This window comes from Nocardia lijiangensis NBRC 108240, assembly GCF_001613045.1.
Lineage (GTDB): Bacteria > Actinomycetota > Actinomycetes > Mycobacteriales > Mycobacteriaceae > Nocardia > Nocardia lijiangensis.
In genome coordinates this window covers 1-25,766 of record NZ_BDBP01000117.1, presented here as the reverse complement: position 1 = coordinate 25,766, position 25,766 = coordinate 1, and the positions used below count along the sequence as shown (strand labels likewise).

27 protein-coding genes and 2 pseudogenes are annotated in these 25,766 nt (G+C 70.3%); 14 read left to right on the top strand and 15 right to left on the bottom strand.

Features of this window, described 5'->3' with window-relative positions:
• Both NL1_RS32265 and NL1_RS32260 read right to left on the bottom strand, forming a co-directional pair.
• Window positions 1-248, bottom strand: a pseudogene (locus tag NL1_RS32265) (urease accessory protein UreF); the annotation flags it as partial.
• 2 nt (window positions 249-250) lie between these two features.
• Window positions 251-1,129, bottom strand: a complete 879-nt coding sequence (locus NL1_RS32260) for an SDR family NAD(P)-dependent oxidoreductase (protein WP_245673685.1) — start codon at window positions 1,127-1,129, stop codon at window positions 251-253.
• 93 nt (window positions 1,130-1,222) lie between these two features.
• Between NL1_RS32260 and NL1_RS32255 the strand changes: the two genes are divergently transcribed.
• On the top strand, window positions 1,223-1,954 hold the full coding sequence (locus NL1_RS32255) for a hypothetical protein (protein ID WP_067847632.1): 732 nt from the start codon (window positions 1,223-1,225) through the stop codon (window positions 1,952-1,954).
• A gap of 1 nt (window position 1,955) precedes the next feature.
• On the opposite strand, the gene NL1_RS32250 is transcribed toward NL1_RS32255, so the two are convergent.
• A complete protein-coding gene (locus NL1_RS32250; RefSeq protein WP_067847629.1) occupies window positions 1,956-3,449 on the bottom strand; it encodes an MFS transporter in 1,494 nt (497 codons plus the stop codon).
• 91 nt (window positions 3,450-3,540) lie between these two features.
• On the opposite strand from NL1_RS32250, the gene NL1_RS32245 reads away from it, so the two are divergent.
• From NL1_RS32245 to NL1_RS32235, 3 genes are all read left to right on the top strand, one after another.
• The gene (locus NL1_RS32245) at window positions 3,541-4,215 is read left to right on the top strand and encodes a TetR/AcrR family transcriptional regulator (RefSeq protein WP_067847625.1); all 675 of its coding nucleotides are present in this window, start codon (window positions 3,541-3,543) and stop codon (window positions 4,213-4,215) included.
• A 34-nt stretch (window positions 4,216-4,249) separates the two neighbouring features.
• On the top strand, window positions 4,250-5,245 hold the full coding sequence (locus tag NL1_RS32240) for a zinc-binding dehydrogenase (RefSeq protein WP_067847638.1): 996 nt from the start codon (window positions 4,250-4,252) through the stop codon (window positions 5,243-5,245).
• An 82-nt stretch (window positions 5,246-5,327) separates the two neighbouring features.
• Complete coding sequence (locus NL1_RS32235; protein WP_067847622.1) at window positions 5,328-5,903, top strand: 3'-5' exonuclease; 576 nt, start codon at window positions 5,328-5,330, stop codon at window positions 5,901-5,903.
• Between the two features lie 4 nt (window positions 5,904-5,907).
• Here the strand turns inward: NL1_RS32235 and NL1_RS32230 are convergent, their stop codons facing one another.
• Window positions 5,908-6,573, bottom strand: a complete 666-nt coding sequence (locus NL1_RS32230; RefSeq protein WP_067847619.1) for an O-methyltransferase — start codon at window positions 6,571-6,573, stop codon at window positions 5,908-5,910.
• Window positions 6,574-6,714: 141 nt separating this feature from the next.
• On the opposite strand from NL1_RS32230, the gene NL1_RS32225 reads away from it, so the two are divergent.
• Window positions 6,715-7,575, top strand: coding sequence for an SGNH/GDSL hydrolase family protein (locus NL1_RS32225; RefSeq protein ID WP_067847616.1), 861 nt, complete (start codon window positions 6,715-6,717; stop codon window positions 7,573-7,575).
• Window positions 7,576-7,582: 7 nt separating this feature from the next.
• Here NL1_RS32225 and NL1_RS32220 read toward each other — a convergent pair whose 3' ends face one another.
• From NL1_RS32220 to NL1_RS37970, 3 genes are all read right to left on the bottom strand, one after another.
• Window positions 7,583-8,518 (bottom strand): hypothetical protein, encoded by a 936-nt coding sequence (locus NL1_RS32220; protein ID WP_067847613.1) that lies wholly within the window; start codon window positions 8,516-8,518, stop codon window positions 7,583-7,585.
• Between the two features lie 3 nt (window positions 8,519-8,521).
• A complete protein-coding gene (locus NL1_RS32215) occupies window positions 8,522-8,857 on the bottom strand; it encodes a type VII secretion target (RefSeq protein ID WP_067847610.1) in 336 nt (111 codons plus the stop codon).
• Between the two features lie 103 nt (window positions 8,858-8,960).
• Window positions 8,961-9,503: a YbaB/EbfC family nucleoid-associated protein gene (locus tag NL1_RS37970; protein ID WP_067847607.1), complete on the bottom strand. Its 543-nt coding sequence runs from the start codon at window positions 9,501-9,503 to the stop codon at window positions 8,961-8,963.
• A 195-nt stretch (window positions 9,504-9,698) separates the two neighbouring features.
• Between NL1_RS37970 and NL1_RS37965 the strand changes: the two genes are divergently transcribed.
• Window positions 9,699-10,481, top strand: coding sequence for a VOC family protein (locus NL1_RS37965; RefSeq protein ID WP_067847604.1), 783 nt, complete (start codon window positions 9,699-9,701; stop codon window positions 10,479-10,481).
• A 6-nt stretch (window positions 10,482-10,487) separates the two neighbouring features.
• Here the strand turns inward: NL1_RS37965 and NL1_RS32200 are convergent, their stop codons facing one another.
• The 5 genes from NL1_RS32200 to NL1_RS32180 form a co-directional block, all read right to left on the bottom strand.
• On the bottom strand, window positions 10,488-12,209 hold the full coding sequence (locus NL1_RS32200; protein WP_067847601.1) for an urease subunit alpha: 1,722 nt from the start codon (window positions 12,207-12,209) through the stop codon (window positions 10,488-10,490).
• Entirely contained in the window at window positions 12,206-12,541 is a 336-nt protein-coding gene (locus tag NL1_RS32195; protein WP_067847598.1) for an urease subunit beta, read from the bottom strand. Before NL1_RS32195 ends, NL1_RS32200 begins: the two co-directional genes overlap by 4 nt.
• 9 nt (window positions 12,542-12,550) lie before the next feature.
• The gene (locus NL1_RS32190) at window positions 12,551-12,853 is read right to left on the bottom strand and encodes an urease subunit gamma (protein WP_067847596.1); all 303 of its coding nucleotides are present in this window, start codon (window positions 12,851-12,853) and stop codon (window positions 12,551-12,553) included.
• Window positions 12,854-12,933: 80 nt separating this feature from the next.
• Window positions 12,934-13,380, bottom strand: a complete 447-nt coding sequence (locus NL1_RS32185; protein WP_067847593.1) for a PaaI family thioesterase — start codon at window positions 13,378-13,380, stop codon at window positions 12,934-12,936.
• Between the two features lie 43 nt (window positions 13,381-13,423).
• Complete coding sequence (locus NL1_RS32180) at window positions 13,424-14,245, bottom strand: carbonic anhydrase (RefSeq protein WP_067847635.1); 822 nt, start codon at window positions 14,243-14,245, stop codon at window positions 13,424-13,426.
• A 605-nt stretch (window positions 14,246-14,850) separates the two neighbouring features.
• Here NL1_RS32180 and NL1_RS32175 point away from each other — a divergent pair.
• Window positions 14,851-15,525, top strand: coding sequence for an MspA family porin (locus NL1_RS32175; RefSeq protein WP_067847590.1), 675 nt, complete (start codon window positions 14,851-14,853; stop codon window positions 15,523-15,525).
• A 67-nt stretch (window positions 15,526-15,592) separates the two neighbouring features.
• On the top strand, window positions 15,593-16,267 hold the full coding sequence (locus tag NL1_RS32170; protein WP_067847587.1) for an MspA family porin: 675 nt from the start codon (window positions 15,593-15,595) through the stop codon (window positions 16,265-16,267).
• 30 nt (window positions 16,268-16,297) lie between these two features.
• Here the strand turns inward: NL1_RS32170 and NL1_RS32165 are convergent, their stop codons facing one another.
• The 3 genes from NL1_RS32165 to NL1_RS32155 form a co-directional block, all read right to left on the bottom strand.
• The gene (locus tag NL1_RS32165) at window positions 16,298-17,707 is read right to left on the bottom strand and encodes a HAMP domain-containing sensor histidine kinase (RefSeq protein ID WP_067847585.1); all 1,410 of its coding nucleotides are present in this window, start codon (window positions 17,705-17,707) and stop codon (window positions 16,298-16,300) included.
• A complete protein-coding gene (locus NL1_RS32160) occupies window positions 17,694-18,398 on the bottom strand; it encodes a response regulator transcription factor (protein WP_067847582.1) in 705 nt (234 codons plus the stop codon). The genes NL1_RS32165 and NL1_RS32160 overlap by 14 nt, the downstream gene beginning before the upstream one ends.
• A 103-nt stretch (window positions 18,399-18,501) precedes the next feature.
• On the bottom strand, window positions 18,502-19,215 hold the full coding sequence (locus tag NL1_RS32155) for a hypothetical protein (protein ID WP_067847579.1): 714 nt from the start codon (window positions 19,213-19,215) through the stop codon (window positions 18,502-18,504).
• Window positions 19,216-19,374: 159 nt separating this feature from the next.
• On the opposite strand from NL1_RS32155, the gene NL1_RS32150 reads away from it, so the two are divergent.
• The 6 genes and pseudogenes from NL1_RS32150 to NL1_RS32125 form a co-directional block, all read left to right on the top strand.
• A complete protein-coding gene (locus NL1_RS32150) occupies window positions 19,375-20,403 on the top strand; it encodes a FecCD family ABC transporter permease (protein ID WP_169813620.1) in 1,029 nt (342 codons plus the stop codon).
• 37 nt (window positions 20,404-20,440) lie between these two features.
• Window positions 20,441-21,565 (top strand): FecCD family ABC transporter permease, encoded by a 1,125-nt coding sequence (locus NL1_RS32145; protein WP_067847573.1) that lies wholly within the window; start codon window positions 20,441-20,443, stop codon window positions 21,563-21,565.
• Window positions 21,562-22,395, top strand: coding sequence for an ABC transporter ATP-binding protein (locus tag NL1_RS32140; RefSeq protein WP_067847570.1), 834 nt, complete (start codon window positions 21,562-21,564; stop codon window positions 22,393-22,395). The genes NL1_RS32145 and NL1_RS32140 overlap by 4 nt, the downstream gene beginning before the upstream one ends.
• Window positions 22,396-22,495: 100 nt before the next feature.
• Window positions 22,496-22,888 (top strand): BlaI/MecI/CopY family transcriptional regulator, encoded by a 393-nt coding sequence (locus tag NL1_RS32135; protein ID WP_067847567.1) that lies wholly within the window; start codon window positions 22,496-22,498, stop codon window positions 22,886-22,888.
• A 77-nt stretch (window positions 22,889-22,965) separates the two neighbouring features.
• Window positions 22,966-23,904: a M56 family metallopeptidase gene (locus NL1_RS32130; RefSeq protein WP_067847564.1), complete on the top strand. Its 939-nt coding sequence runs from the start codon at window positions 22,966-22,968 to the stop codon at window positions 23,902-23,904.
• Between the two features lie 127 nt (window positions 23,905-24,031).
• Window positions 24,032-25,390: pseudogene (locus NL1_RS32125) on the top strand (DEAD/DEAH box helicase); the annotation flags it as partial.
• Window positions 25,391-25,766: the final 376 nt, after the last annotated feature.

The following is a 25,766-nucleotide window of genomic DNA, read 5'->3' as shown; positions in this document are numbered from 1 at the left end:
TCGGCTTCGGCCTCCGCGCGGCGCGGGTCCAGATCGCCCGCGCACACGGCCGCGGCCAGCGAGGCCGCGACCAGACCGGAGGTACACACGCGGCGGCGCAGATACGCCTCGACGGACGCGACATCGCGCACCAGCCCCGAGGCGACCGCCTCCTCGACACCGCCGGAATGCACGTGCCCGCCGATCGGCAGCCGCGAGTCCGCCAGCGCGAACAGCGTCGCCGGACTCGTCGCACCCGTTTCCAACATCGCTAGGCCTCGCCGCGGCGGTAGTTACGGGCCCAGAAACGCCGGGCTTGCCTTCGGGTGAGGTCGGTCCAGGCTTGGATGGGCGCCGACCACCAGGGGGCGATATCGACCGGTTTGGCGGTGACGGCGTGACAGACGAGATCGGAGGCTTCGTCGACGGTGAGACCGGGCACCCGGCTGAAGTCGGTGGGCGCACTCATCCTGGTGTGCACGAGCGGCATGTAGATGGATGTGGTGGTCAGTCCGTCACCGGCGATCTCGGCGGCGACGCTGCGCAGCCACACGTCGAAGGCCGCCTTCGAGGCGCCGTAGGCGGCCCACCGCGGGGCGGGCGGCATGAGCACACCCCACGTGGACATGTTGACGATGTGCCCGCTGCCGCGGGATCGCATGGCGGGCAACAAGGTCAGCAGCAGGCGGACCGGACCGAGGTAGTTCACGTCGATGGTCCGGGTGAAATCGTGGAAGCGGTCGTAGGATTCGTCGATCGGGCGGCGAATCGACTTGCCCGCGTTATTGATCAGCACATCGATGTGGCCGTGCGCGGCGAGCAGCTCGTTCGCGAGACGGTCCACCGCGGCCATGTCGGTCATGTCGGCCGGATAGGCGTGCGCGACGCCGCCCGCGCCGGTGATCTCGGCGGCCAGCCGTTCGAGTTGATCGGCGGACCGGGCGACCAGCAGCACGGTCGCGCCCGCCGCGGCGAGCTTGCGCGCGCTGGCCTTGCCTATCCCGTGCGACGCGCCGGTAACCAGCACGTTCCGTCCGGACACCGCGGCGCGCAGATCTTCGGCGGAAGGACGCGAGGTCGGGTACAGGAGCTTGACGGCCACGCGCTCGGCGAGCGGACGCCCGGTTCGGGCGGGCTGAGTCTCGGACACTCCACCAATGTATGACGCGCTGGGGGTTTCTACCCGGTGCCCGGCGTAGAAACACGGCGGCGCGGCGAGCACCCGGTGGGCGAGGATACGACGATGTCGTCGCACTCTTCCCGCTCGGTCGGGCTCGGCGCCTGGATCGCCCGGGTCATCGCCGTCGTGGTGCTCGTGCCCGTCCGGCTGCTCTGGGAGGGCGTCCGCCTGCTCGGCCGCATGCTCGCCGCCGCCCTCTGGTACTTCCTCACTCGGCTGCTCGCGCCCGTCGCCCAATTCGTCTGGTGCTGGGTGATTCGCTCGATCTGGTTGTTCGTCAAGGACTTTCTGTGGGGCTGGGTGCTCCAGCACGTGCTGTGGGGGTTGGTGCTGACGCCGCTCGTCGCGTTGCTGCTCGACTACTTCCTGCGACCGCTGCGCCAGGCCATCGAGCGGTGGTTGTGGCGCACCGTGGTGCGGCCCGCGCTGGGATGGTTGTGGCGCGCGGTGCTGGAGCCGCTGCTCGGTGCGCTGCTCATGGCGATCTACTGGTTGGGCAAGTGGTTCGTGGTCTGGCCGCTGGTGCAGCTGTGGCGCTGGGTGCTGGGTCCCCTGTGGCTGCTGCTGCGCACGGTGCTGACCTACGCCTGGCGGGTGGCCACCGTGCTCGTCGGGGTGCTGGTCGTGGCGCCGTGCCGTTTCGTCTATCGCACGGTGCTGCGCCCGCTGCTGCAGGTGGCGGCCGCGGTGTGGGTGGCGTTGGTCGTACGTCCGGTGCGCTGGGTGCACGGCACCGTCGTCACGCCGGTCAATCGGTGGGCCGCCGAGATACTGACCGGCGTGTTCGGCCGCTGACCTATCCGGCGCGGGCGGGCCGCCGGGTCGCCACCCAGGCCACGACCGCCATGAGCACCAGCAGACCGGCGCCCACGGTCGTCGCGAGATGCATGCCGTCGACGAACGACGCCTGCGCGCTGTGCGCCAGTTCGCCGTCGGCGCCCGCGTGCTGGATCGTCTCGCCCAGCGTCGAGGCGTAGTCGCCGCCGGAGCGGAAGACCAGCGCCGCGAGCGAGCCGAGCAGCGCGAGCCCGAGCGCGTTGCCGAGTTCGAAGCTGGTCTCCGAGATCCCCACCGCCGAGCCCGCGCGCTCCGGCGGCACCGACGACACCGCGACATCCGAGACCAGGGTGAACGCCAGGCCGTAGCCGATGCCCGCGATGGTCGACCCCGCCAGGTACCAGCCGATGCCGCCGTCCACGCCGACCCCGAGCAGCATCAGGTTGCCCAGCGCGGAGGCGAGCAGGGCGAGCACGAACGTGGCGCGTACACCGATCCAGCGTCCGACGCGCGCGCCGCTGACCGAGCAGATGAATACCGCGACCGCCATCGGAATGCCGAGCAGCGCCGCGGCGAGCGGGTCGCGACCGGTGACCGACTGCAGGTAGACGCTGGTCAGGTAGCTCAGCGCGGCCAGCGACATCATGCCGACCAGGCTGGAGCCGATGGCGACGGAGAACTGTGCGCGACCGAAGAGCCGCAGGTCCAGCAGTGGTTCGGCGAGCGTGCGCTGCCTGCGCACGAAGACGACGAGCACCGCGATGCCGATCAGTCCGATGACGATCGACTCCGCGTCGATCCCCTCGGAGGCGGCGTGCTTGACGGCGTAGACCACCGGCAGGATGCCGCCGATGGACAGCGCAACGCTCGGAAGATCCAGCGGACCGAGCACCCCCGCACGATGCTCCGGCAACAGGAACGGCCCGAACGCCAGCAGGATCAGCAGCACCGGAATGTTGATGAGGAAGACCGATCCCCACCAGAAGTGGTGCAGCAGCAGCCCGCCGATGATCGGCCCGACCGCGGAGCCGCCCGCGAAGAACGCCGTCCACACACCGATCGCGGCGGCCCGTTCCCGCGCGTCGGGGAAGAGGCTGGAGATCAGCGCGAGGCTGGACGGCAGCAGCGTCGCGCCGCCGATGCCCATCAGCGCCCTGGCCGCGATCAGCACGCCCGCGGTGGGCGCGAAGGCGGCCAGCACCGAGGCGATGCCGAACACGGTCGCGCCGGCCAGCAGGATGTTGCGCCGCCCGATCCGGTCGCCGAGGTTGCCCATGGTGATCAGCAGACCCGCGATGAGGAAGCCGTAGATGTCGAGGATCCACAGCTGCTGGGCCGCGGACGGGTCGAGGTCGACGGTGAGCGTCGGCATGGCCAGGAACAGCACCGAGATGTCCATCGACACCAGCAGCACCGGCAGCAACAGCACCCCGAGCCCCAGCCAGGCGCGCCGTGAGCCGACAGCGACGGACGCCGCACCCTCGGCAGGCCGCACTGTCTCCACGTCTGTCATCCCGATTTCCTCTCCCGTGTCGCGTACGCCGTACGCATGAGTCCGGGTACAGTGTACGCACCCGAGCCCGGAACCGAAAGCGAGTCATGGGATGACCGAAGCGAAGCTGCACCGTTCCGCCATCATCGACACCGCGATCGCGCTCGCGGACGAGGAGGGCTTGGACGCGCTGTCCATGCGCCGCATCGCCGATCGGATGGGCGTCGGCGCGATGTCGCTGTACCGGCACATCGCGAACAAGGACGAACTCCTCGCGGCGATGACCGACGAGGTGACTCGTCGCCATCCCTATCCGACCGTCGAGGGCCAGGGCTGGACCTGGCGCGACCGGGTCCGCATCGCCGCCGAGATCGACTGGGATCTCTACCAGCGGCACCCGTGGGTCATCCTCACCTTCGCCATGCCCCGCTACAGCTTCGGCCCGCACAGCATGGCGTGCCTGGCCTGGCTGGTCGAGGGTTTCCGAGAGCTGGACGTCACCGCGCGCGAGGCCATGCAGATGGCGTTCTCGGTGTGGAACTACATCTCGGGCGCGACGCTGCCGCAGATCAGCTCGGCGCTGATGACGCGCAAGGGCATCGATACCGACGGCGACAACGGATTACGCGCGCTGCTGGAGGGCACCCCGAACTGGCCGGTCCCCGCCGCGCTCGCCGAATTGCAAGGCGCGGGCGTCAGCGACCTGACCTCCGAGGACCTGCTCTTCCTCGGGCTGGAGGCGCTGTGCGACGGGTTCGCCGCCCGTGTTCGCCACCGCGCGACTTGACCTCAACCGAGCTCGAGGTTGCAGGGTGATCACCATGCACGCGATCCGACTGCACGCCTTCGGGCCCGCCGAAAACCTCCGCTACGACACCGTTTCCGATCCCGAGCCGGGGCAAGGCCAGGTCCGCATCGCGGTCGGCGCGGCCGGGGTGCACGTCGTCGACACCGCGCTGCGCCAGGGCATGCCGGGACCGTTTCCGCTGCCGGAGTTGCCGACCGTACCCGGCCGTGAGGTCGCGGGCACCGTCGATCGCGTCGGTGCGGACGTCGACCCGGACTGGATCGGGAAGCAGGTGGTCGCTCATCTCGGCACGGCGCCCGGCGGCTACGCAGCACTCGCGGTCGCGGATGTCGCTCGGCTGCAAGAGATTCCGGAGAACCTCGATCCGGCCGAGGCGGTCGCGATGATCGGCACCGGGCGCACCACCCTGGGCATCCTGCAATTCGCCGAGGTCGGCCCGGAGGCCGTCGCGGTCGTGACCGCGGCGGCGGGCGGCATCGGGACCCTGCTGGTGCAGTACCTGAAAGCTCACGGCGCCACGGTGATCGGACTCGCGGGCGGACCCGAGAAGGTGGCCAGGGTGACAGGCAACGGCGCCGACATCGCCGTCGACTACCTGCGGCCCGACTGGCCCGACCGAGTGCGCGACGGCCTCGGCGAGCGTGGCGCGACAGTCGTCTTCGATGCCGTCGGCGGCGACACCGCCAGGGCCGCGGTCGATCTGCTCGCCAAGGGCGGCAGCCACCTGGTGTACGGCTTCGCCGGGAAGGGTCCGAACGACGGCCAGGCGCTGACTTTCACCGACGACGAGCTCGCCGAACGCGGCATCACCTCGCAGGTCGTGCTCGGACCGCCGATGCTGCGGCGGGTCGGCGGCGACATCCGCGTCCTCGAGGACCGCGCCATGGCGGAGGCGGCCTCCGGGCGGCTGCGCCCCGCCGTCCACCGCTTCCCGCTCGCCGACGCCTCCGGCGCGCACCGTGCCATCGAAACCCGCGCCACCATGGGCAAAGTCGTGTTGATTCCCTGACCTGGGGGCACAGCACGGTAGGCGGTCGACGTCCGCGGAAATTCGGTGGAGGCACGCGGGCGTCGCGACCTACTGTCGGCAGATGAACGAAAATGCGGGGCTGCTCAACGTCGTCGATGTCGAGGCGACGTGCTGGCCGGGTCGCGCTCCGGCGGGCGCCGTGAGCGAGATCATCGAGATCGGCCTGACCGTGGTCGATCTCGCGACTCGGGAGCGAATCGGGAAGCACCGCATTCTGGTTCGGCCCGAGCGCTCGTCGGTCAGCGAGTTCTGCACCGAACTCACCGGACTCACCCAGGCCGAGGTCGACACCGGCGTCTCGTTCGCCGAGGCCTGTCGGATCCTCGCCACCGAGCACGATGCCGGGACGCGAGCATGGGCCAGCTGGGGCGACTACGACCGCAAGCAGTTCGCGAGCCAGTGCGCCATGACCGGCGTCACGTATCCGTTCGGACGGCGGCACACCAACGCCAAGCTGGTGTTCTCGGAGGCCTACGAGCTCGAGCGGCGGCAGGGCATGGCGGGAGCCTTGCGGATCGCGGGACTGCCACTGGAGGGCCGCCACCATCGCGGCGAAGACGACGCGTGGAACATCGCCGCGCTGGTGCTCGACATGGTCGGGCGCGACGCGTGGCGTCTCACCTCGACGGACTACTGACCGGCTAGTCGTTCACGACGGCGTAGGCGAAACCGTCCCATCCCTTCGCGCCGACGGTCTGCAGCACCGTCGCATCCAGACGCGGTTCGGCCGAAAGCATTTCGACCAGCTCGCGGCTCGCCTGCACCATCGGATCGTCCGACCCGCCGTCCGCCACCGCGCCCGCGCGCACCACGTTGTCGACGATGATCACCGATCCGGGCCGGGTCAACCGCAGCGCCCAGCGCACGTAGTTCGAGTTGTTCACTTTGTCGGCATCGATGAACACCAGATCGAACGGCTCGGACTCCTCGGCCTCGAGCACCGGCAGGCTCTCCAGCGCCGCGCCCACCCGGATGTCGACCCAGTCGCCCACGCCCGCCTCGTCGACGTTCGCGCGCGCCACCTCCGCGTGCCGCGGCTCGAATTCGAGGGTGATCACGCGACCCGACTTCCCCACCGCCCGGGCAAGCCAGATCGTGCTGAACCCGCCGAGCGTGCCGATCTCGAGCACCCGCCGCGCGCCCGTCGACCGGGCCAGCAGCGACAGGAACTTCCCTTGCGCCGCAGACACATCGATGGCGGGCAGTCCCGCCGCCGCGTTCGCCGCGAGCGCGGCGACGGTATCGGGATCTCGCACCAGATTGTCCACGAGATAGGCGTCTACGTCGGCCCAATCAGAAGTCGTCATGCCTGAAAGTCTGCCACCCGAAGTTGCCGAAAAGCGGTCGCCCGAGGTCCAGGCCACGTAAAGTTTGCCCACAAACAGAGACCAGTGCGTCTCACTTTGGCCGTGATCGACCGACCCGACCGAACCGGAGCACCACCGACCATGACAACCGTCCGGAACCGCACGCGCGCCATCGCAGTCGCCGCGGGCCTCCTCACTCTCTTCGCGGCCGCGCTGCACGCCCCGGCCGCCGCCGCGCCCGCCGACGGCGGCGCCGAGTATGTGGCGCTGGGCGATTCCGGCGCGGCGACCACGGGCGTGCAGCGGTTCGACCCGAGCGCTCCGCTCCCGTGCGTACGCTCCACCGCGAACACGCCCAAGCTGGTCGCCGCCGACCTCGGCCTCCGGCTCGACGACCGCACTTGCAGCGGCGCCCGCATTCCGCACCTGACCACCGACCAAAGACCGGGCATCGCACCGCAATTCGACGGGCTCGGCCCGAACACCCGGCTGGTGACCGTGCATATCGGCGCGAACGACACCGAAATGACCAGGTTCGTGATCGCCTGCCACCTGGCCGGGCTGCGCGGCGGCCGGTGCGCCGACCCGTCGTGGGATCCCGCGATCGACGGGATCTCGGCAGCGTATTCCGCGGCGTTGCACCGGATTACGATGCTCGCCCCGAACGCGAAGGTGTTCGTCGATGGCTGGCCGCAGTATGTCCGCGACGGGGGCTGCCCCGCGCTGGTCGGCCTTCGCCCCGAGGACGCCGCCGTCGTGCAGCGCGCGTTCGACCGGTTGAACTCCGTGGTCGCCAGCGCCGCAGCCGAATACGGCGCCACCTATATCGACACCCGTACCCCGTCTGCGGGCCACGACATGTGCGCACCGGAGGGCGTCCGCTGGTTCGATCCGATTCTGGCCACCGAGACCCTGGTCCCCTATCACCCGACTTTGACGGGCATGCGCGGCGTCGCCGACGTCGTCGTGGCGGCGATACGCGCGTCCGGGTTCGCGGGCTGACCGCGGACTACACCCCGGCCGAGGCCAGCTCGTTCTCGATGCCGGTGACCCCCACGACCATCTGCACCAGGTTGCGCAGCAGCGCACCAAGACTGATGAGGGACGTGGCCATCTTCAGCACCATCTGCGAAACGGTCATGGTGGCGGTGGAGATGCCGAAGACGGCGCGGGCGATCAGAGCCGGTGAGGCCGTGCCCGCGGTGGCGATGAGGATGGCGGCGATCTCGACCAGCATGCCCGCCAGCGAGTTGAGGATCTCGGTGATGATGCCGCGCACGCCCTCGACCACCTTCGACATCTTCTCGTTCACCCGGCTCAGCAGGTCGGCGAGCGCGGCTTGGGCGGCGATCTCGGCGATCACCGCGTCGGCCTTGGTCCGGTAGGCGTCGGCGGTGGCGCCGACCCAGGCGGCCGTGCCCTCGGTGACTTCCTTCTTCCAGGTGGCGGCGACCTCGGCCAGCTTCGCCGATGTGGCGGACCAGGATTCGGAGTACGCGGTGACCATGCCCGGGTTGCCCGCCAGCGAATCCAGCGTCTTCCGCATCGGTTCGACGTGTTCGAGCATCCAGCCCATCAGCATCGAGCCGACATAGTTGAAGGGATCGAACTTGGCGAGGGTGATGCCCTTGGCGATGTCCTGCCCGATCTTGGCCGCGTCCGCCACGGCGCTGGCGCCTGCCCAGACCTGCATCACGCCCGCGTAGCTGTTGCCCGCATCGCCTGTCAACCCGGCGAAGACTTTGTGACCGCCCTCGAAGAGGTCACCGATCGGAGTGCCCGCGAGGACGCCCGCGTTCGGGTCCACGGCCTTGCCGTCCCCACCGGTCGGAAGGCCCACGTTGCGCAGGAACGAAACGTCTTCCTGGTAGTACTCGTTGCGGTGGTCGACGCCCTCCTCGAGCAGCTCGTTTCCTTCGGGCGCCTTGCTGTCGTCGAAGCCCATCCCCTACACCTTCTGTTCGATCTGCTCGCGCTGCCGGTCCGTCTCGTTCTTGCGGCCTTCGTCCAGGTTCTGGAACGAGTCCGCGGCGAATCGCAGCTTCGGCGGCAGGTTCTCGGCATCCTCGGTGACGGTGCGCAGGCGCTCGGTGATGCGGTCGTGCAACGGGTTCAGGATGGAACGCGCGTAGGGACCCACCAATTCTCCGTACCCGTCGTCGGCGTGCGCGAGATACTCGGCCGCCTCCCGCGCCATCGGAAGCCCCTCGATCGCGGCGTCCACCTTCGCGGCGTGGTCGCGCATCCCGCCGGGATCGACCGAGATATCACCGGAATTGCCCATCGACGTCCCTTCACTTGCCGTGTCCGTGCCGGCCGCAGCCGACGGCCCCATTGACTAGGACGCGGCATCGGCGCTTTCGGTTCCATCCGGAGTTCCGGCGAGCTCACTCCAGCCAGGACTTGCGGCGGTAGTAGAGGTCGTCCTCGTCCGGCTCGTCCGGCACGACGGTCCGATCGCGGTCGGGCTTGCGGGTGCCCTGCGGCGGCTGCGCGGGCGCGGGCGGGGTGTAGGCGGCGGGCGGCGTGTACACCGGCTCGGCGGGGGCGGGCGCGACGGGTTCGGGGTCCGGGAAGCGCGCGGCGTACTGGCCGACGATGGCCTGGCCCGCGCCGTCGTCGCCGACCATGCTGTGGACGAGGTCGGTGACCTGGTTGCGCAGGCGGGCCTGGGCGCGGCGGGTGCAGGCCATGAGTTCGGCGGCGACGGCGGCGGGATCCATACCGCGGGTGGCCGCGGCAAGGGTGATGCCGGTGGTGACGCCGTTGGCGTCCACCGTCACGCTGATCCGGTTGTCGGCCGAGTTCTCGGTGACCGCGATGGCCTCCATCCGGCCCTGCAGGTCCTGGTACTTCTGCGCCGTGTGTTGCAGTTTCTCGGCCCACCGGGCCAATTCGTCGGCGGCTCGGTTCGGATCGTCGCCCAGCACTCGCGTCCCCTTCCACGCAGTGACAATTCGGTCGGCCGGGCGCGAACGGAATCCACCCCCGGAGTGTGCTCGCAGCACCTTACCCAGCCCGGGCAGAGCGCGCCGCCACGGGGCGCGCGGTGCGGGGCGCGATGATTTTCCGGGCCGGATGCCGTCGGTATCGGTGTACGTCAACGACACGTCGAGGAGATCACCATGCACGCTGCATACGCCACGGGCGCCCCCTGCTGGTTCGATGTCACCGCTCCCGACATCCCCGCCGCGGCCGAGTTCTACACCGCCCTGTTCGGCTGGACCGCCGAGGATCTGGGTCCCGAGGCGGGCCACTACACCCTGCTGCGCCAAGGCGACGCGCAGGTGGCGGGCATCGCGCCTGCCACGGCACCGGACGGCAGCACCGTTCCGGCGGCTTGGACGCCCTATTTCGCGGTGTCCGACGCCGCGGCCACCGTCGCCGCCGCGCGGGACGCGGGCGCGACCGTCTTCTGCGAACCGATGGACGTCTTCGGGCAGCTGACCTTCGCGGTGCTGACCGATCCGGCGGGCGCGACCTATGCGATCGCGCAACTGATCACGCATCCCGGCACCCAGAACTGGGGCGCGATCAACGGCCCGTGCTGGGTGGAGTACGCCGCGCCGGGCGCTCCCGCCGACGCCATGGCGCACTACGCCGCGGTCTTCGGCTGGAAGCACACCAACGCCGCGTGGGAGACCGCGGCCGAAAACCCGTACCAGGCCCTCTCTCCCGGCTCGGGCGGGCACGAGTTCGGCGGCGCCCACCACGCCCAGCCCGGCGAGCCCGCGCCCTTCTGGTCGACGACCGTCCGTGTCGCCGACGCCGACGCCGTGGTCACCCGCGCCACGGAACTGGGCGGCAAACTGCTCGCCGAACCGCAGGACATGCCCGGCCCGTCCCGTGTCGCCGCGCTCGCCGATCCCGCCGGTGCGGCTTTCGCGATCATGTCGTTCGGCGCCTGAGGCCGGTCAGAAGAGGAAATACCGCTGGGCCATGGGCAGTTCCGTCGCGGGCTGCTCGGCCCACACCTCGCCGTCGACCCGCACGGTGAAGGTGTCCGGCTCCACCTCGATGCGCGGCATCGCGTCGTTGAGCGGCATGTCGGACTTCGTCAGCCGGCGAACGTTCTTGACGGGCACCAGCTTTCGGCGCACCGCCAGACGATTCGCCAGACCGGATTCGACAGCCTGCTCGGAGACGAAGTGCAGCGAGGTGGCGGCGGCGACCGGTGCGGCCGCGCCGAACATCGGGCGCGGGAATACCGGCTGCGGCGTGGGAATGGAGGCGTTGGCGTCGCCCATCGCCGCCCACGCGATCGCGCCGCCCTTGAGCACGGCGTGTGGGCGCACACCGAAGAACGCCGGGTCCCACAGCACGAGGTCGGCGAGCTTGCCGACCTCGACCGAGCCGATCTCGTGGTCCAGACCGTGCGCGACGGCGGGACAGATCGTGTATTTGGCGACGTAGCGGCGCACCCTGGCGTTGTCGGCGGCGCCGTCGCCGGGCAGCGGCCCGCGACGGCGCTTCATGACGTGCGCGGTCTGCCAGGTGCGCATCACCACCTCGCCGATCCGTCCCATCGCCTGCGAATCGCTGCCGATCATGGAGATGGCGCCGAGATCGTGCAGCAGATCCTCGGCGGCGATGGTGGACGGGCGAATTCGGCTCTCCGCGAACGCCAGATCCTCCGGGATCGACGGGCTCAGGTGATGGCACACCATGAGCATGTCCAGGTGCTCGTCGAGCGTGTTGACCGTGTGCGGCCGGGTGGGATTCGTCGAACTCGGCAGCACATTGGGATGGGAAGCGACGGTGATGATGTCGGGCGCGTGCCCACCGCCCGCCCCCTCGGTGTGATAGGCGTGGATGCCGCGTCCGGCGATGGCGGCGAGGGTGTCCTCGACGAAACCGGCCTCGTTCAACGTGTCCGAATGCAGCGCGACCTGCACGCCCGAGGCGTCCGCGACCCGCAGGCAGGCGTCGATCGCCGCCGGTGTCGATCCCCAGTCCTCGTGCAGCTTGAAACCCGATGCGCCCGCGCGCAATTGCTCCCACATGGCTTCTTCGCCGACGGTGTTGCCCTTGCCGAGCAGCGCGATGTTCAGCGGCCAGTGGTCGGTGGCCTCCAGCATGCGGGCCAGATGCCAGGCCCCGGGGGTGACGGTGGTCGCCTTGGACCCCTCGGCGGGTCCGGTGCCGCCGCCGATGAGCGTGGTGATGCCGCCGCCCAGCGCCTCGTCCATCAGCTGCGGGCAGATGAAGTGCACGTGGCAGTCGATGGCGCCCGCGGTGACGAGACGGCCGTTGCCCGCGATGATCTCGGTGGACGGTCCCACCACGAGGGCGGGGTGCACGCCCGACATGATGTCGGGGTTGCCCGCCTTGCCGATGCCGCAGATGCGACCGTCTCGAATGCCGATGTCGGCCTTGACGATTCCCCAGTGGTCGATGATCACCGCGCCGGTGACGACGGTGTCCGGCGTGCCTTCGGCGCGGGTCGCGCGGGACTGGCCCATGGATTCGCGCAGCACCTTGCCGCCGCCGAAGACGGCCTCGTCGCCCGCGAGACCCGGTCCGCCGCAACGGTCTTCGGTGATCTCGACGAGAAGATCGGTGTCGGCGAGGCGGATTCGGTCGCCGGTGGTCGGCCCGAACAGTTCCGCGTAGCGTGCCCTGCTCAGCTCGGTCACAGCGCCCCCTCAGCGGTCCGTGGCGCGTCCAGCGATCCCGGCGGCGTCAGGCCGATGCCGTGCACCTCACGGTTCCCGCCGAGCGCAACGAGCGAAACTAGTTGGCCGAGACCGGGTTCGAAGCGCACAGCGGTGCCCGCCGGTATGTCCAGCCGCCGCCCGTGCGCGGCGGCGCGGTCGAAGTCGAGCGCGGCGTTGGCCTGCGGGAAATGCACGTGACTGCCGACCTGGACGGGACGGTCGCCGGTGTTCACCACCTCGAGCGTGATGCGGTCGCGGCCCGCGTTCAGTGCGATCACGCCCTCGGCGCAGAAGTATTCGCCAGGAATCACGCGGGCCGCCTAGGCGATCGGGTGGTGGACGGTGACGAGCTTGGTGCCGTCCGGGAAGGTCGCCTCCACCTGCACGTCGTGGATCATCTCCGGCACGCCCGCCATCACGTCGTCGCGGTGCAGCACGGTGCGCCCGGACGACATCAGCTCGGCGACGGTACGGCCGTCGCGCGCGCCCTCGAGCACGTGATCGGTGATGAGGGCGACCGCCTCGGGATGGTTGAGCTTCAACCCGCGGGCCTGCCTGCGCCGGGCCAGTTCGGCCGCATAGCTCAGCAACAGGCGCTCCTGCTCGTGCGGCGACAGTCGCATCGAGGCTCCTCACCGGTCGGTGGACGGGTGACGGCCATTCTGACACGCCCGATCCCGCGCCGCCGCCCGACGGCGCGGGCTCAGTCGCGCTTGGGCAGGTTCTGCAGCCGGACCTGACCGCGGGCCACCACCCGCTGCTCCTCGTCGGTGATCACGACCTGCCACAGCTGCTGAGTGCGACCCTGGTGCACCGGTGTCGCCTCGCCGTAAAGGGTGCCTTCACGCACGGCGCGCAGGAAGTCGGTGTTGTTGTTCACGCCGACGACGGTGCCGCGCTCGCCGTACCAGGCGCCGCCGCCGACGCTGGCGAGCGTCTCGACGACGGTGCAGTACACGCCGCCGTTCTGGATGCCCGCGGGCTGATAGAGGTGCGGCTTGACGATCCACTCGCCACGAACCCGCTCCCCGCTGAGCTCGGTGAAGCGCAGGCCGATCAGGTCCGAGAAGGTGCCCTCGCTGACCTTGTTCATCATCTCCGGCGTGACATCGGCCAGCGAACGCACGGCCTCGATCTCCTGTTGCGTCATGGCCTCAGCTTTACACCACACGAAACCGCAGGGCGCAGCGGGTTCAGTTCCCGGCCAGCGTGATGGTCCGGCCGTTCAGCGGCTGGATCGGCCGGTTGCTGTGCGCGAACAGCCCGCGATAGAGCTCGACCTCGTCCGCCGCGACCGCCACCGGCGCGCTCAGCACCGTCCACGACACGCCCTCACTGCACGGCGGCGTGGTGAGCGAACCGTTGTAGCGGAACTGGTCTCGGACGGCGGGCAGGAACGCCGACGGATCCAGCGGTGCGCCGAAGTCGACGGCGGCGTCCGCGGCCCTCGGCGCGGCGGCAAGGAGGGGGCCGAAGACCGAGGATTGCGCACCCGTCTCCATCAGCACGCCGAGAACGGCGAGCCGCCCCGCGGCGTTCTTGTGCACCAAGTGCAACTCCATCGCGGCACCGCGCCCGTCGATGGTGTGCTCGCCGGGCAGATGGAAGTGGAACTGGAGCAGGTCGTAGGGCTCGCCCGCGATCAGGATGCGGTTGCCGCTGCCCACGGGCACCTCGGCCTGGACGGTATGCCCGTTGTTGACCAGCCGGACCCCGGGTATCGGCCGGTAGTCGACGTCGATGTGGTCGGCCGGGTCGAGCCGGGCGGACCCGGCCAGGTCGACCGGCGACTGCTCGTGGCCGCTGCGGCAGGCCAGGTAGTCGCGGTCCAGGTCGGCCCAGTGATCGGGCCCCTCCGCGTCGTAGTCCCAGTGCGCGGGGACATGCGGGGCCGGGCTCTCGGCGTGACTGCGCAACCCGGGCTGTTCGGTGCTGCACGAGAGTGCGGCGAGCAAGGCGGTCGCGGTGAACAGCGCGGCGAGCGAGCGCGACCGGAACGAACGGTGAACGGACAAAGCGGGGCAGCTCCTCAGCATTGGCACACACGATCCCGACACGTCCGGACGGATCGGTACTCGGCCGTGGCCGACGCGCCGGTCTGTACGGTTTGCGACGAATATCCCCTTGGGCCAGGGGATCTCGCGATTCGTGTCGGGCGAAAGAGTAGGACCGTGCCGGTTCGACACGCCAGGACCGCGGAGGGCGAAAAATGTCACAAGACACGCCGCGAGCAACATCCTGTTGCCAAGTTAGGTAAGCCTGACCTATACTAATCTCGGCGTCAGGATCGAGCGAGTCCCGAGGGCTGCGGTGACCCCGATCCACTGCCGCGGCGGGCTCCACGTCATCGCGTGGAGCCCGTCGCTTCTTTCTCACCGGCGCCGCCGATTTCCCTTCATCGCGCGCGAACCCCCTTCTGCCGCAGCATATGTCGACTTCGTGTCGGCCGTCGACACACGATCGCAAAGAACTGGCCACACGACTGTCGGGGAGCGTTCATCGGTGCGGACGACGACGGTTCATCAGGCGGACAACGCAACTCGTCAAGCTCGGAACTGCCTCAGGGAGGCAGTTCCGCCTCGAACCGCGGGGCGCATCGTTCGAACTGATGAGGGGAAGTATGAGCACCAATCGCTCCAGCGGTCTGCGCAGCGGCGGCCGCATCGCCGGCGCCGGCGCCGCCGCGGCCGTTGTCATGGGCCTGCTGTCCACCGGTGCCGCCGATGCGGACGCCTTCGTCCCGCTGCCGAACGGGGAGCGGGTAGGGCCGGGCGTCACGATCACCAGGACCGGTGAGCGCGCGGTGATCTCGCCCTCGCTGGCTGCCAACGGCGCGGGCCGGGTCGCGTGGGTCTCGGGCGCCGTCGTCGCGGACGTCACGGTCACCCCGGAGGGTCAGGTCGGCCCCAACAACGGTCCCGCCAACGGGCCGGGCACCAACAACTCCTCGACGCACGGCGCCTCCCAGCTGAGCACCGGCTACATCGTCGGCTGCCAGGTGAGCATCGGTGACGACGCGATCAGCGCGGGCGTCTCCGGCGGCATCGATCTCAGCGGCGGCAGCCTCGGCGGCTCGATCGGCCTCGAGCTCGGCCCCGGCCAGGTGAAGTTCGTGCAGATCGACTACAAGGACATCCTGAAGCCGGGCGTGTACTCGGTCGAGTACCAGGACGTGGAGATCGAGATCCAGGGCTGCGCGGGCTACGCCCAGGCACGCGCCTACACCGTCGTCGAGATCATCGGCGACCACTACTCCAAGACCACCCTCTACGGGATGCCGTTCAGCATCGGCTGATTCCGGCAGCGGTCCACGAAACACACTCGCGCCGAAGCGACTTCAACCCTAGAGGGGCAACACCACCATGATCGATCGCAAGAGCATCGCACGAGCGGCGGGCCTCGGAGCCGCGGCCACTCTCGCGATGGGCCTGTTCTCCACCGGCGCCGCGCACGCCGACACCTTCGTGCCGCTGCCGGGCGGCCAGCTCACCAAGACCCTGTCCGACGGCACCGTCGTCACGGCGCGCCTGGTCGGCGAGTCCGCCACGATCAGCCCGTCGCTCGGCTCGACCCCCGTGCACCGCAACGCCTGGGTGTCGGCCAGCGCGCAGGTCGAGCTGTCCGGCTCGAATGCCAAGGGCGGCAAGATCTACCCGGGCTACGTTGTCGGCTGCCAGGTCAACATCGACGGCGGCGGTGTCGAGGGCGGCGTCACCGGCGAGCTCGACTGGAGCGGGGACCAGGTGGAGGGGAACGTCGGCGCCGAGAGCGGCGGCGAACTCTCGCTCGGCCCCGGCCAGGCCAAGTCGTTCTACGTCCTCGACATCGAGGAGGCCGACGACTTCGGCAACGAGTCGCACGAGCGGCGCAACAAGTTCAAGGGCACCAGCGGCAGCGTCACCTGGGCGGACCAGACCATCGGCCTCACCGGCTGCGGCGGGTACGCGCAGGCGCGCTCGTTCGTCAAGGTGAAGGTCGAGACCACCAACGCCCTGTCGGTGATCACGCTGTGGGGCCAGCCCTTCAGCATCGGCTGATTCCGCCACGCGCAGCATCGGGGCCCGGCGTCACCACGCAGGGCCCCGGTCGTTGGGGCGCGCTGCCGCCGCGGGCAGCCACACCACGAAGCGTGCGCCGCCTCCTGGCCGCTCCAGACAGGCGATACTGCCGCGATGCGCGGCCACCGTCTCGGCGACGAGGGCGAGCCCGATGCCGGTGCCCGCCGTCGAGCGCCTGCCCGTGCGAACGGTCGCGAAACGCTCGAAGATGCGCTCCCGGTCGGCTTCCGGGACACCGGGACCCGCGTCGTCGACGGTGAGCACGGCGCGCAGCCCCTCCTTGCCGACGCGCACCGCGACCACACCCTTGCCGTGCCGGTCCGCGTTCTCCAGCAGATTCGCCACCGCACGCTCCAGCTCGATCTTGCGGCCCTGCACGACGACGTCGGCCTCGACGTCCAGCAGCGCGGTGTCGTCCGTGCGCGCCGCCAGGGTGTTGGCCAGCAGGTCCGCGAGCGAGAGCGGTTCCAGATCCGAGCGGTGGATGCCCGCCTCCGCCCTGGCCAGCGCGAGCAGATCCTCGAGCAGCCGCCGCAGGTGGTCGAGTTCGGCGTTCACCAGACCCAAGGCCTGACGCGACCGCTCGGGCAGCTCCTCGGTGTGCCTGTTCAGCACGGCGACGCCGGTGGTCAGTGTGGTCAGCGGGGTGCGCAACTCGTGCCCGATGTCGGAGACCAGCCTGCGTTCTCGTTCGATGCGCCGCTGCAGTGCGTCGACCATGGCGTTGAAGGCGTCCACCGTGGTCGACAGATCCCGGTCGCGCGAGCTCGGCAGCCGGATCTCGTGCTCGCCCGCGGCGATGCGCGCCGCGGTCCTGGCCACTTGGCGCAGCGGCTTCAGCGCGTGCCTGCTGGCCCACACGCCCAGTGCCGCGCCGATCGCGACCGCGGCGAGCCCGCAGACGATCAGCACGTTGCGCAGCATGCGCAGAGTCGCCTCGAGTTCGGCCAGCGGCGCGAATTCGTAGAGCACGCCGCCCTTTTCGCCGAGCGCCACCCCGGTGCGCAGGTACGATCGCCCGTCCAGGGTGACCCGTTCGGTGGGGCCGGGGCCGCGCCTGCCGTGCCCCTGCGGCAGCATCACCGCGGGGTCGGAGTCGAAAGCCGGGTCGCTGCTGAACCATTCGGAGTTCCATCGCAGCAGCACCACGGTGCCTGCGGGCGGGTTCAGCGCGCCGAGGGCGGCGGCGCCGGACGCGCCGGGTTGTTCGAGCAGTGCGCCCAGCATCTCGGCGTGCGCCTCGGCGCCGCGTTCCACCGCGCGCACGCGCTGAGATTCCATGTAATCGCGCCCGATCATGAACACCAATGCCACCAGGACCAAGGCGACCAGGCTCGCGCTCGACGCGAAGGCGAAGACCACGCGCCCGCGCAGACTCCGCAGCGGGACCAGCACGGACCGGCGATCACTCCTGGACATCGAGGCGATAGCCGAGGCCGCGCACGGTGACGACGAGACGCGGGTCGGACGGGTCGCACTCGACCTTGGTGCGCAGCCGCCGCAGGTGCACGTCGACGATTCGCTCGTCGCCGAAGAAGCCGCGGTCCCACACCCGGTCCAGCAGCACGGCGCGGCTCAGCACGAAGCCCGGATTCTCGGCCAGCTCGCAGAGCAACCGGAACTCGGTCAACGTGAGGTGCAGGTCGTCCCCGCCGCAGCGGACGGTGCCGCGCTGCGGCGAAAGCACAAGGCGGCGACCGGCATCCAGCACGATGTCTTGCGGCGCATCACGTTCGGCGGTCAGGCCTGCGCGCCGCCGCAGCGCCCGCATCCGGGCGGTGATCTCCTTGACCTCGAACGGCTTGGTGACGAAATCGTCGGCGCCCGCCTCCAGGGCGGCCACCACGTCGTGGGTGTCGTCGCGGGCGCTGACCACGATGATCGGCACCTGGTGGTCACGGCGGATCTCCCGGATGCAGGTGAAGCCGTCCATGCCGCCGAGCATCAGGTCGATGATCATCACGTCCGGTGCGCCGTTGTCGCGCAGATGATCCAGCGCGGTCTCCGCGGCCTCCGCTTCGGCGACGTCGTAGCCCTCGTCCTCCATCGCCAGCCGCAGGGCGGTGCGTACCCGGTCGTCGTCCTCCACGATCATCAGCTGCGTGCTCATCGCTTCCCCTCAGCGCCGCGTCAGCATCGGCTGCGGTTCACCAGCGCGCACGGTACATGCCCCAGGTGACGACGAAACAGACTCGCGGCGAACGACGGTGGACTCAGCGAACCAGACAGGTGGCGCGCCGGACCGGCAGGCCGCGCTCCTCCAGCGCGAGCAGCAGTCCCTGGCCGCGCCGGGCGCCGTCCCCGGCGTCGGTGCGGGCCAGCTCCGGCACGTAGGTCGCCGCGCCGACGAGGGATTCGCCGACCAGCGACCAGAACCGCCGCGCGCTCAGCCCCGCACACCGGGCGAGTCCGTGCTGGATCAGCGTCAGCGAGGGCTCGCAGCGGTGGGCCAGCCAGACGAACATGGCGCGCTCGCAGGGCAGCGTCACGACACCGGGCAGCCCGGCGGAGCGTTCACCGTCGATCACCCGGATCGTGGTGTCCTCCAAGCCAGCCCAGTCGATGCCGCCGTCGTTGTCGTGGTGCACCCACAGGTTTTCCAGGCCGGGATCCCAAGCCTTGCCCTCGGCGACGAGCAGAGCGGCCACCCGCCCGATCACCGCGTGGATGAGCGCGGTCGCGACCACCTCCGCGGCGGTGTCGGCGCTGATCATCTCGGCGGCGTGGCGGCGGTACATCAGCTCGATGCGGCCCTCGCGCAGGCCTTCCGACAGCTTCCACCACCGGCGTTTGCCCTGATCTACCATCGCGGCAACGGCATACACTCGCGGATGGTCCGGCTGCAATGCCCGCAGCCGGGTGCAGGTGCGAGCGAACGCCACCTCGGCGTCGCGGGTGGCCTGGCGGGTTGTCATTGGCTCGAGCATCGAACCTCCTCGGGGTCGGCTCCTCATAGAAGTCGAGTTCGGAAGATAGGTTAGGCTTACCCAACCTGGCAAGCCCAGGGCACTGTGAGCCAGCGCCACCGTGAAGTCAGCACCACATCGAGTCAGGAGTCGTTCCGCGCCGTGACACCCCTTGGCACCATGAGGCGGCGTCGCCTGACCGGCCTCGTCCTCTTGTTCGCGCTGCTCCTGCTCGCCGGAATGGCCAGCGTCGCCCTCGGCTCCCGATCGCTCGCGCCCGGCACCGTCTTCGACGCCGTACGCGACGCGCTGACCTGCCCGGGCGGGCCGTTCAGCTGCCCGGCGCAGACCGTGGAGGAGCAGATCGTGCGGTCGCTGCGGCTGCCGCGCACGGCGCTCGCGGTCGTCACCGGCCTGGCGCTCGGCATCACCGGCGCGCTGATCCAGGGCTACACCCGCAACCCGCTCGCCGACGCGGGCCTGCTCGGACTCAATTCGGGCGCCGCGTTTCTCGCGGCGCTGAGCATGTACCTTTTCGGCTTTACCATGCCGGAGCAGTACATCTGGTTCTCCTTCGCCGGAGCACTGCTCACCGGTCTCGCCGTCTTCGGGTTCTCGTCCCTCGGCGGCGGCAAGGCCAGTCCGCTCAGCCTGGTGCTCGCGGGCGCGGCGCTCACCGCGTTCCTCCAGGCGATGACGAATGCCATTGTGCTACTGGACCCCGCGGCGCTGGACACCTACCGCTTCTGGGTGGTCGGCGCCGTCGCCGGGCGCGACGCCCAGGTGTTCTGGCAGGTGCTGCCGTTCTTGGTGATCGGGCTGGCGCTCGCCGTCGCGGCCGCGCCGGGACTCAACCTGCTCACCCTCGGCGACGAGGTGGCGCGCGGGCTGGGCGTGCACATCGGCCGCAGCCGCGCCCTCGGACTCACCGCGGTGGTGCTGCTGTGCGGCGCCGCGACCGCCGCCGTCGGGCCGATCGCCTTCCTCGGCCTCATCGTCCCGCACCTGGCCCGGATCGTCACCGGGCCCGACTTCCGCTGGCTGGTGCCGTATTCGGGGGTGATCGGCGCGCTGATGCTGCTGATCGCCGACATCGCGGGCAGGCTCGTCGCGCGGCCGGGCGAGCTTCAGGTCGGCGTGATGCTGGCCACCGCCGGCGCACCCTTCTTCATCGCGCTCGTGCGCCGTCGAAAGCTGGTGAACCTGTGAGACTCGGCCACTTCGCCTCCGCGCCCGCCGGGAGGACATGGTGAACGTCGATGTGAAAACCGCGGGCAGGCAGCCCGATTCGGCCGGACTGCGCCGGGTGCGGCCCGCCCTGCGGCTCGGTCCGGTGTCACTGGTGTTGCGACCGGTCATGGTCGCGATCGTGCTCGCGCTCGCCGCGCTGGCGTTCGCGCTGTTCTGCGTGGACATCGCCGTGGGCGACACGCACATTCCGATCGGGCGGGTCCTCGACGTGCTCTCTGGCGGCGGGAGCCGATCACAGCGCTACATCGTGCTGGACGCGCGGCTGCCACGCGCGCTCACCGGCCTCGTCGTCGGCGCGGCGCTCGGCTTGGCGGGCGCGATCACCCAGTCGATCCTGCACAACCCGCTGGCCAGCCCGGACATGCTCGGCATCACCACCGGCGCCAGCCTGGGCGCGGTGTCGGTGCTCGTCGCGACCGGCGGCGCCACGACGGGCTTCGCGGCCACCTTCGGCGCGCCGCTGGCCGCGCTGGTCTGCGGGCTGCTCACCGCCGTGACGATCTACGCGCTGGCGCTCGGCCGCGCCGCCACCGGCGAATTCGGTGCGACCGGTCTGCGGCTGGTGCTCATCGGCATCGGCGTCAACGCGCTGCTCATGGCGGGCATCAACTGGATGCTCACCCGCGGGACCTGGCAGGACGCCCATCGCGCGCAGCTGTGGCTGACCGGATCGCTCAACGGCGCGAATCGCAACCAGCTGGTGCCCGCGGCGCTGGCACTGGCGATCGTGGCGCTCGTCGCGGTGGGTTCGGCACGCACCCTGGCCGCGCTGCGGCTGGGCACCGAAACCACCCGCGCGCTCGGCGTGCGGATCCAGACCCAGCAGGCGATCCTGATCGGCGCCTCGGTGGTTGCCGCGTCGGTGGCGACCGCGGCCGCCGGTCCGATCGCGTTCGTCGCGCTGGCCGGACCGCAGATCGCGCGGCGAGTGCTGCGCACGCCGGGGGAACCACTGATCGGTTCGGCCCTGATCGGTGCCATCCTGGTGGTCGGAGCGGATGCGGCCGCACGGACGCTGTTCCCGGTGGACCTGCCAGTCGGCATCGTGACCGCCGGATTCGGCGGACCGTTCCTGCTGTACCTGCTCGTGCGTATGAACCGGAAGGCGACCCTGTCATGACCGTCACCACCACCGCCGCAGCGCACCAGCTGGCCGCCGAGGACATCAGCCTCGGCTACGGCGACCGCGTCATCGTCGACGGACTCACCCTGGACATCGCGCCCGGCGTGATCACCACCGTCATCGGCCCCAACGGCTGCGGCAAGTCCACCCTGCTGCGCTCGCTCGGCCGGCTGCTGCGGCCGCGGGACGGTCGAATCCTGTTGGACGGCAAAGCCATCTCGTCGATGAAGACGAAGGATGTCGCGCGCGTCGTCGGCATGCTGCCGCAGACGCCGGTCGCGCCGGAGGGACTGACCGTCGCCGATCTCGTCGCCCGCGGCCGTCATCCGCACCAGTCCTGGATCCGGCAGTGGTCCGCGGCCGACGAGACGGAGGTGATGACCGCGCTCGAGCAGACCGGCATCGCCGATCTGGCCGACCGCGCGCTCGACGAACTCTCCGGCGGTCAGCGTCAGCGCGCCTGGATCTCCATGGCCCTGGCGCAGGGCACCGACATCCTGCTGCTCGACGAGCCGACGACCTACCTGGATCTCGCGCATTCGCTCGAGGTCCTCGATCTCGTCGACCGGCTGCACGACGATCTCGGCCGCACCGTGGTGATGGTGCTGCACGATCTGAACCTGGCCATCCGATACAGCGATCAGCTGATCGTCATGCACGCCGGACGGATCGTCGCGCAGGGCAGCCCGGCCGACATCGTCACCGCCGCGCTGCTGAAAGAGGTCTTCGGGCTGGAGGCGTCGGTGCTCGAGGACCCGGTGTCCGGCAGGCCGATGATCGTCCCGATCGGCACCCGGCACGTGCTGCCCGGCGCGTCGGCGGAGTGATCCATCCGGTTCGCGAGGTATGACCAATACCACACAGCAACCGGACAGTTACGACAGGGTGTAGTACGCATTCGTGTCGTTGTGTCCGTAAACTTGGGGAATGGCAGGACTGGGTGAACTCGAGAAAGCGGTCATGGACCAGTTGTGGTCGAGCGACGAACCGCAAACCGTCCGGCAGGTGCACGAAGCCCTGGCCGCGCGCCGCGAACTCGCGTACACCACGGTGATGACCGTGTTGCAGCGACTCGCCAAGAAGAATCTGGTGGTCCAGCGGCGCGACGATCGCGCGCATCGCTACGCGCCCGTGCACTCCCGCGACGAATTGGTCGCCTCGCTCATGGTGGACGCGCTGCAACAGGCCGACGCCGCGGGCAGCCGCGCCGCCGCGCTGGTGCATTTCGTGGAGCAGGTCGGACGCGACGAAGCGGATGCGCTGCGCGAGGCACTCGCTAAGCTCGAAGCATCCGAAGGCAACCAACCACCGCCCAAGTAGTATCGGGGATGGCCACACGGCCCCCGGGCCTCACAAAGCCGTGAGCGCCAGGCCCCACAACGCAGTGAGCTGAGTCGATGAATGCAACCGCGCCGGTCTTCGCCGGTCTCGCCTTGCTTCTCGCGGGGCCTGCCCCTGCGCTTCTCAGTCGTGCGACGTGGCCGTACCGGACACCGCGCGCGGCGCTCGTGCTGTGGCAGGCCATCGCGCTCGCCGCCGTGCTCAGCGCCTTCGGTTCCGGCCTGGCCATCGCCGCCGAACTGCTGGTGCCCGGAGCCGACGGACGTCCCACCACCTCCCCCACCCGGGAGATCGATGCCCTCGGCCTGCCACTGTGGCTGGCCTACGTCACCGTCTTCGCACTGACCCTGCTGATCGGCGCGCGCCTGATCTTCTCGGTGATCCGCGTCGGCGTGCACACCCGCAAGCGGCGCGCGCGCCACCGCATGCTGGTCGACCTGCTCGACCAGAGCGGCCCGCACCGCCCCGCGCACGACATCCGGGTGCTTGCCGCCCCCGAGCCGATCGCCTACTGCCTGCCCGGCCTGCGCCAGCGGGTGGTGCTCAGCGCGGGCACGCTGACCAACCTGGACCGCTCCGAGGTCACCGCCATCGTCAGCCACGAGCGCTCGCACCTGCGGGCCAGGCACGATCTGGTGCTCGAGGCGTTCACCGCGGTGCACGAGGCGTTCCCGCGGGTGGTGCGCAGCAAGGCCGCGCTCGGCTCGGTGAAGCTGCTCATCGAGTTGCTCGCCGACGATTCCGCGGTCAAGGTCACCGGACCCAAGCCGCTCGCGCGGGCCCTGGTAGCGTGCGCGAAGTCGACCGCGCCGCAAGGCGCGCTGGCCGCGGGCGGGCCGACCACGCTGATCCGCATCCAGCGGCTGAGCGGGCGAGTCGGTGATTTCCGGGTGGCATCGGCCGCCTATCTGGGCTCGATCGCCATCCTCGTGGTTCCCACATTGGCCGTCGCGGTACCCTGGCTGGTCGAACTCAGTCGGTTGTTCCGCCACTGACGTCGTCGATCCGGCGATCACGCCGGTCGCCCTCGCTCTACCCCTGTCTGGACGTCGCGGTCCCCCGCGCGCGTTCGCGCGCCGATCATGCGTCGCGCACGTCGAAACACGAAAGGCCTGCACCCCTTTGACTCCCTCGCCCGCCGCCGCGGCGCCCAGCGTCACCTTCGCTGACCTGGGCCTGCCCGTTCCGCTCGTCCAGGCACTGCGCCGCGACGGCATCGAGGCGCCCTTCCCCATCCAATCCGCGACGGTTCCGGACGCGCTGGCAGGCAAGGACGTGCTCGGCCGCGGCCCGACCGGTTCCGGCAAGACGCTGGCGTTCGGGCTGCCCATGCTGGCGCGCCTCGCGGGCGCCGCCGCCAAGCCCGGACGGCCGCGCGCACTGGTGCTGGTGCCCACCAGGGAGCTGGCCGCGCAGATCGAGCGCGCACTCGACGAGCCCGCGCTCGCCCTCGGCCTGCGCATCACCTCGGTGGTGGGCGGCGCGCCGATCAAGCGGCAGGCCGACCGGTTGGCGCGCGGGATCGACCTGCTCATCGCCACGCCCGGCCGGTTGCAGGACCTCATCCTCCAGGGCTCGGCCGACCTGTCCGACGTGCAGATCACCGCGCTGGACGAAGCCGACCACATGGCCGACATGGGCTTCCTGCCGCAGGTCACCAAGCTGCTCGACCGGACGCCGAAAGACGGTCAGCGCCTGCTGTTCTCGGCCACCTTGGACGGCGAGGTGGACAAGCTGGTCAAGCGCTACCTACGGTCCCCCGTCACGCATTCCACCGCGCCGCCGTCGGCCGCGGTCGCCACCATGTCGCACCACCTGCTCTACGTGCACAAGGCCGACAAGCGCGACGTGGTCGCCGAGATCGCATCCCGCGACGGGCTGACCATCCTGTTCGTGCGCACCAAGCACGGCGCGGACCGGCTCGCCAAGCAACTGCGCGCCTCCGGCATCTCGGCGGGCGCGCTGCACGGCGGGAAGGCGCAGAACAACCGGACCAGGACGCTGGCGGCGTTCGCCGACGGCAGCGTGCCGGTGCTCGTCACCACCGACGTCGCCGCCCGCGGCATCCACGTGGACGGCATCTCCCTCGTCGTGCACGTCGACCCGCCCGCCGAATCCAAGGCCTACCTGCACCGGGCGGGCCGCACGGCGCGCGCGGGCGAGGACGGCGTCGTCGTCACCTTGGTCACCGAGGTCGAGCGCACCGACGTGGAGAAGATGACCCGCAAGGCCGGGGTCGACATCGAAGGCATCGAGATCAGACCCGGCGACAAACGCCTGGCGGCGATCACCGGCGCCCGTCGCCCCTCGGGCATCCCCATCACCCTGCCCGGAGCTGCGCCGGCGAAGCAGCCGAAGGCCGAGGGGAAGTCCACCGGTCGACGCGCCGCGGCTGCGAAGTCCAACGGGCACCGCGCCGCCGCAGGCACGAAGTCGAACGAACACCGCACCACCGGAAGCGCGAGGTCCACCGAGCGCCACGCCGCCGCCGAGGCGGTGTCCGGCGGACGCCGCCGCTTTGCGGAAGCGACATCCGACAAGCGTCACCCCAACTCCGGCGCGAAAGCCGGCGGACGCCACACCACAACAGAAACGCCGTCTTACGAGGAAACCCCCGCCCACGGCGGGCGTTCCCGCGGCACCCGCTCCACCACAAGCCGCGCAAACCGCACCGGCACACGTTCGACCGAAAACCACCGCACCGCAACTGAACCCACACGCCGATCGGCCCCGGACACCACATCGGCCGCACACACCCCCAGCCGCCGCCGCACCACCTCCGATCGCACCACCCCCCGCGCCGACGGCTCCGCCTCGGTCCCCCACACCCGCACCGGCCGCCGCTCCGCCGACACCA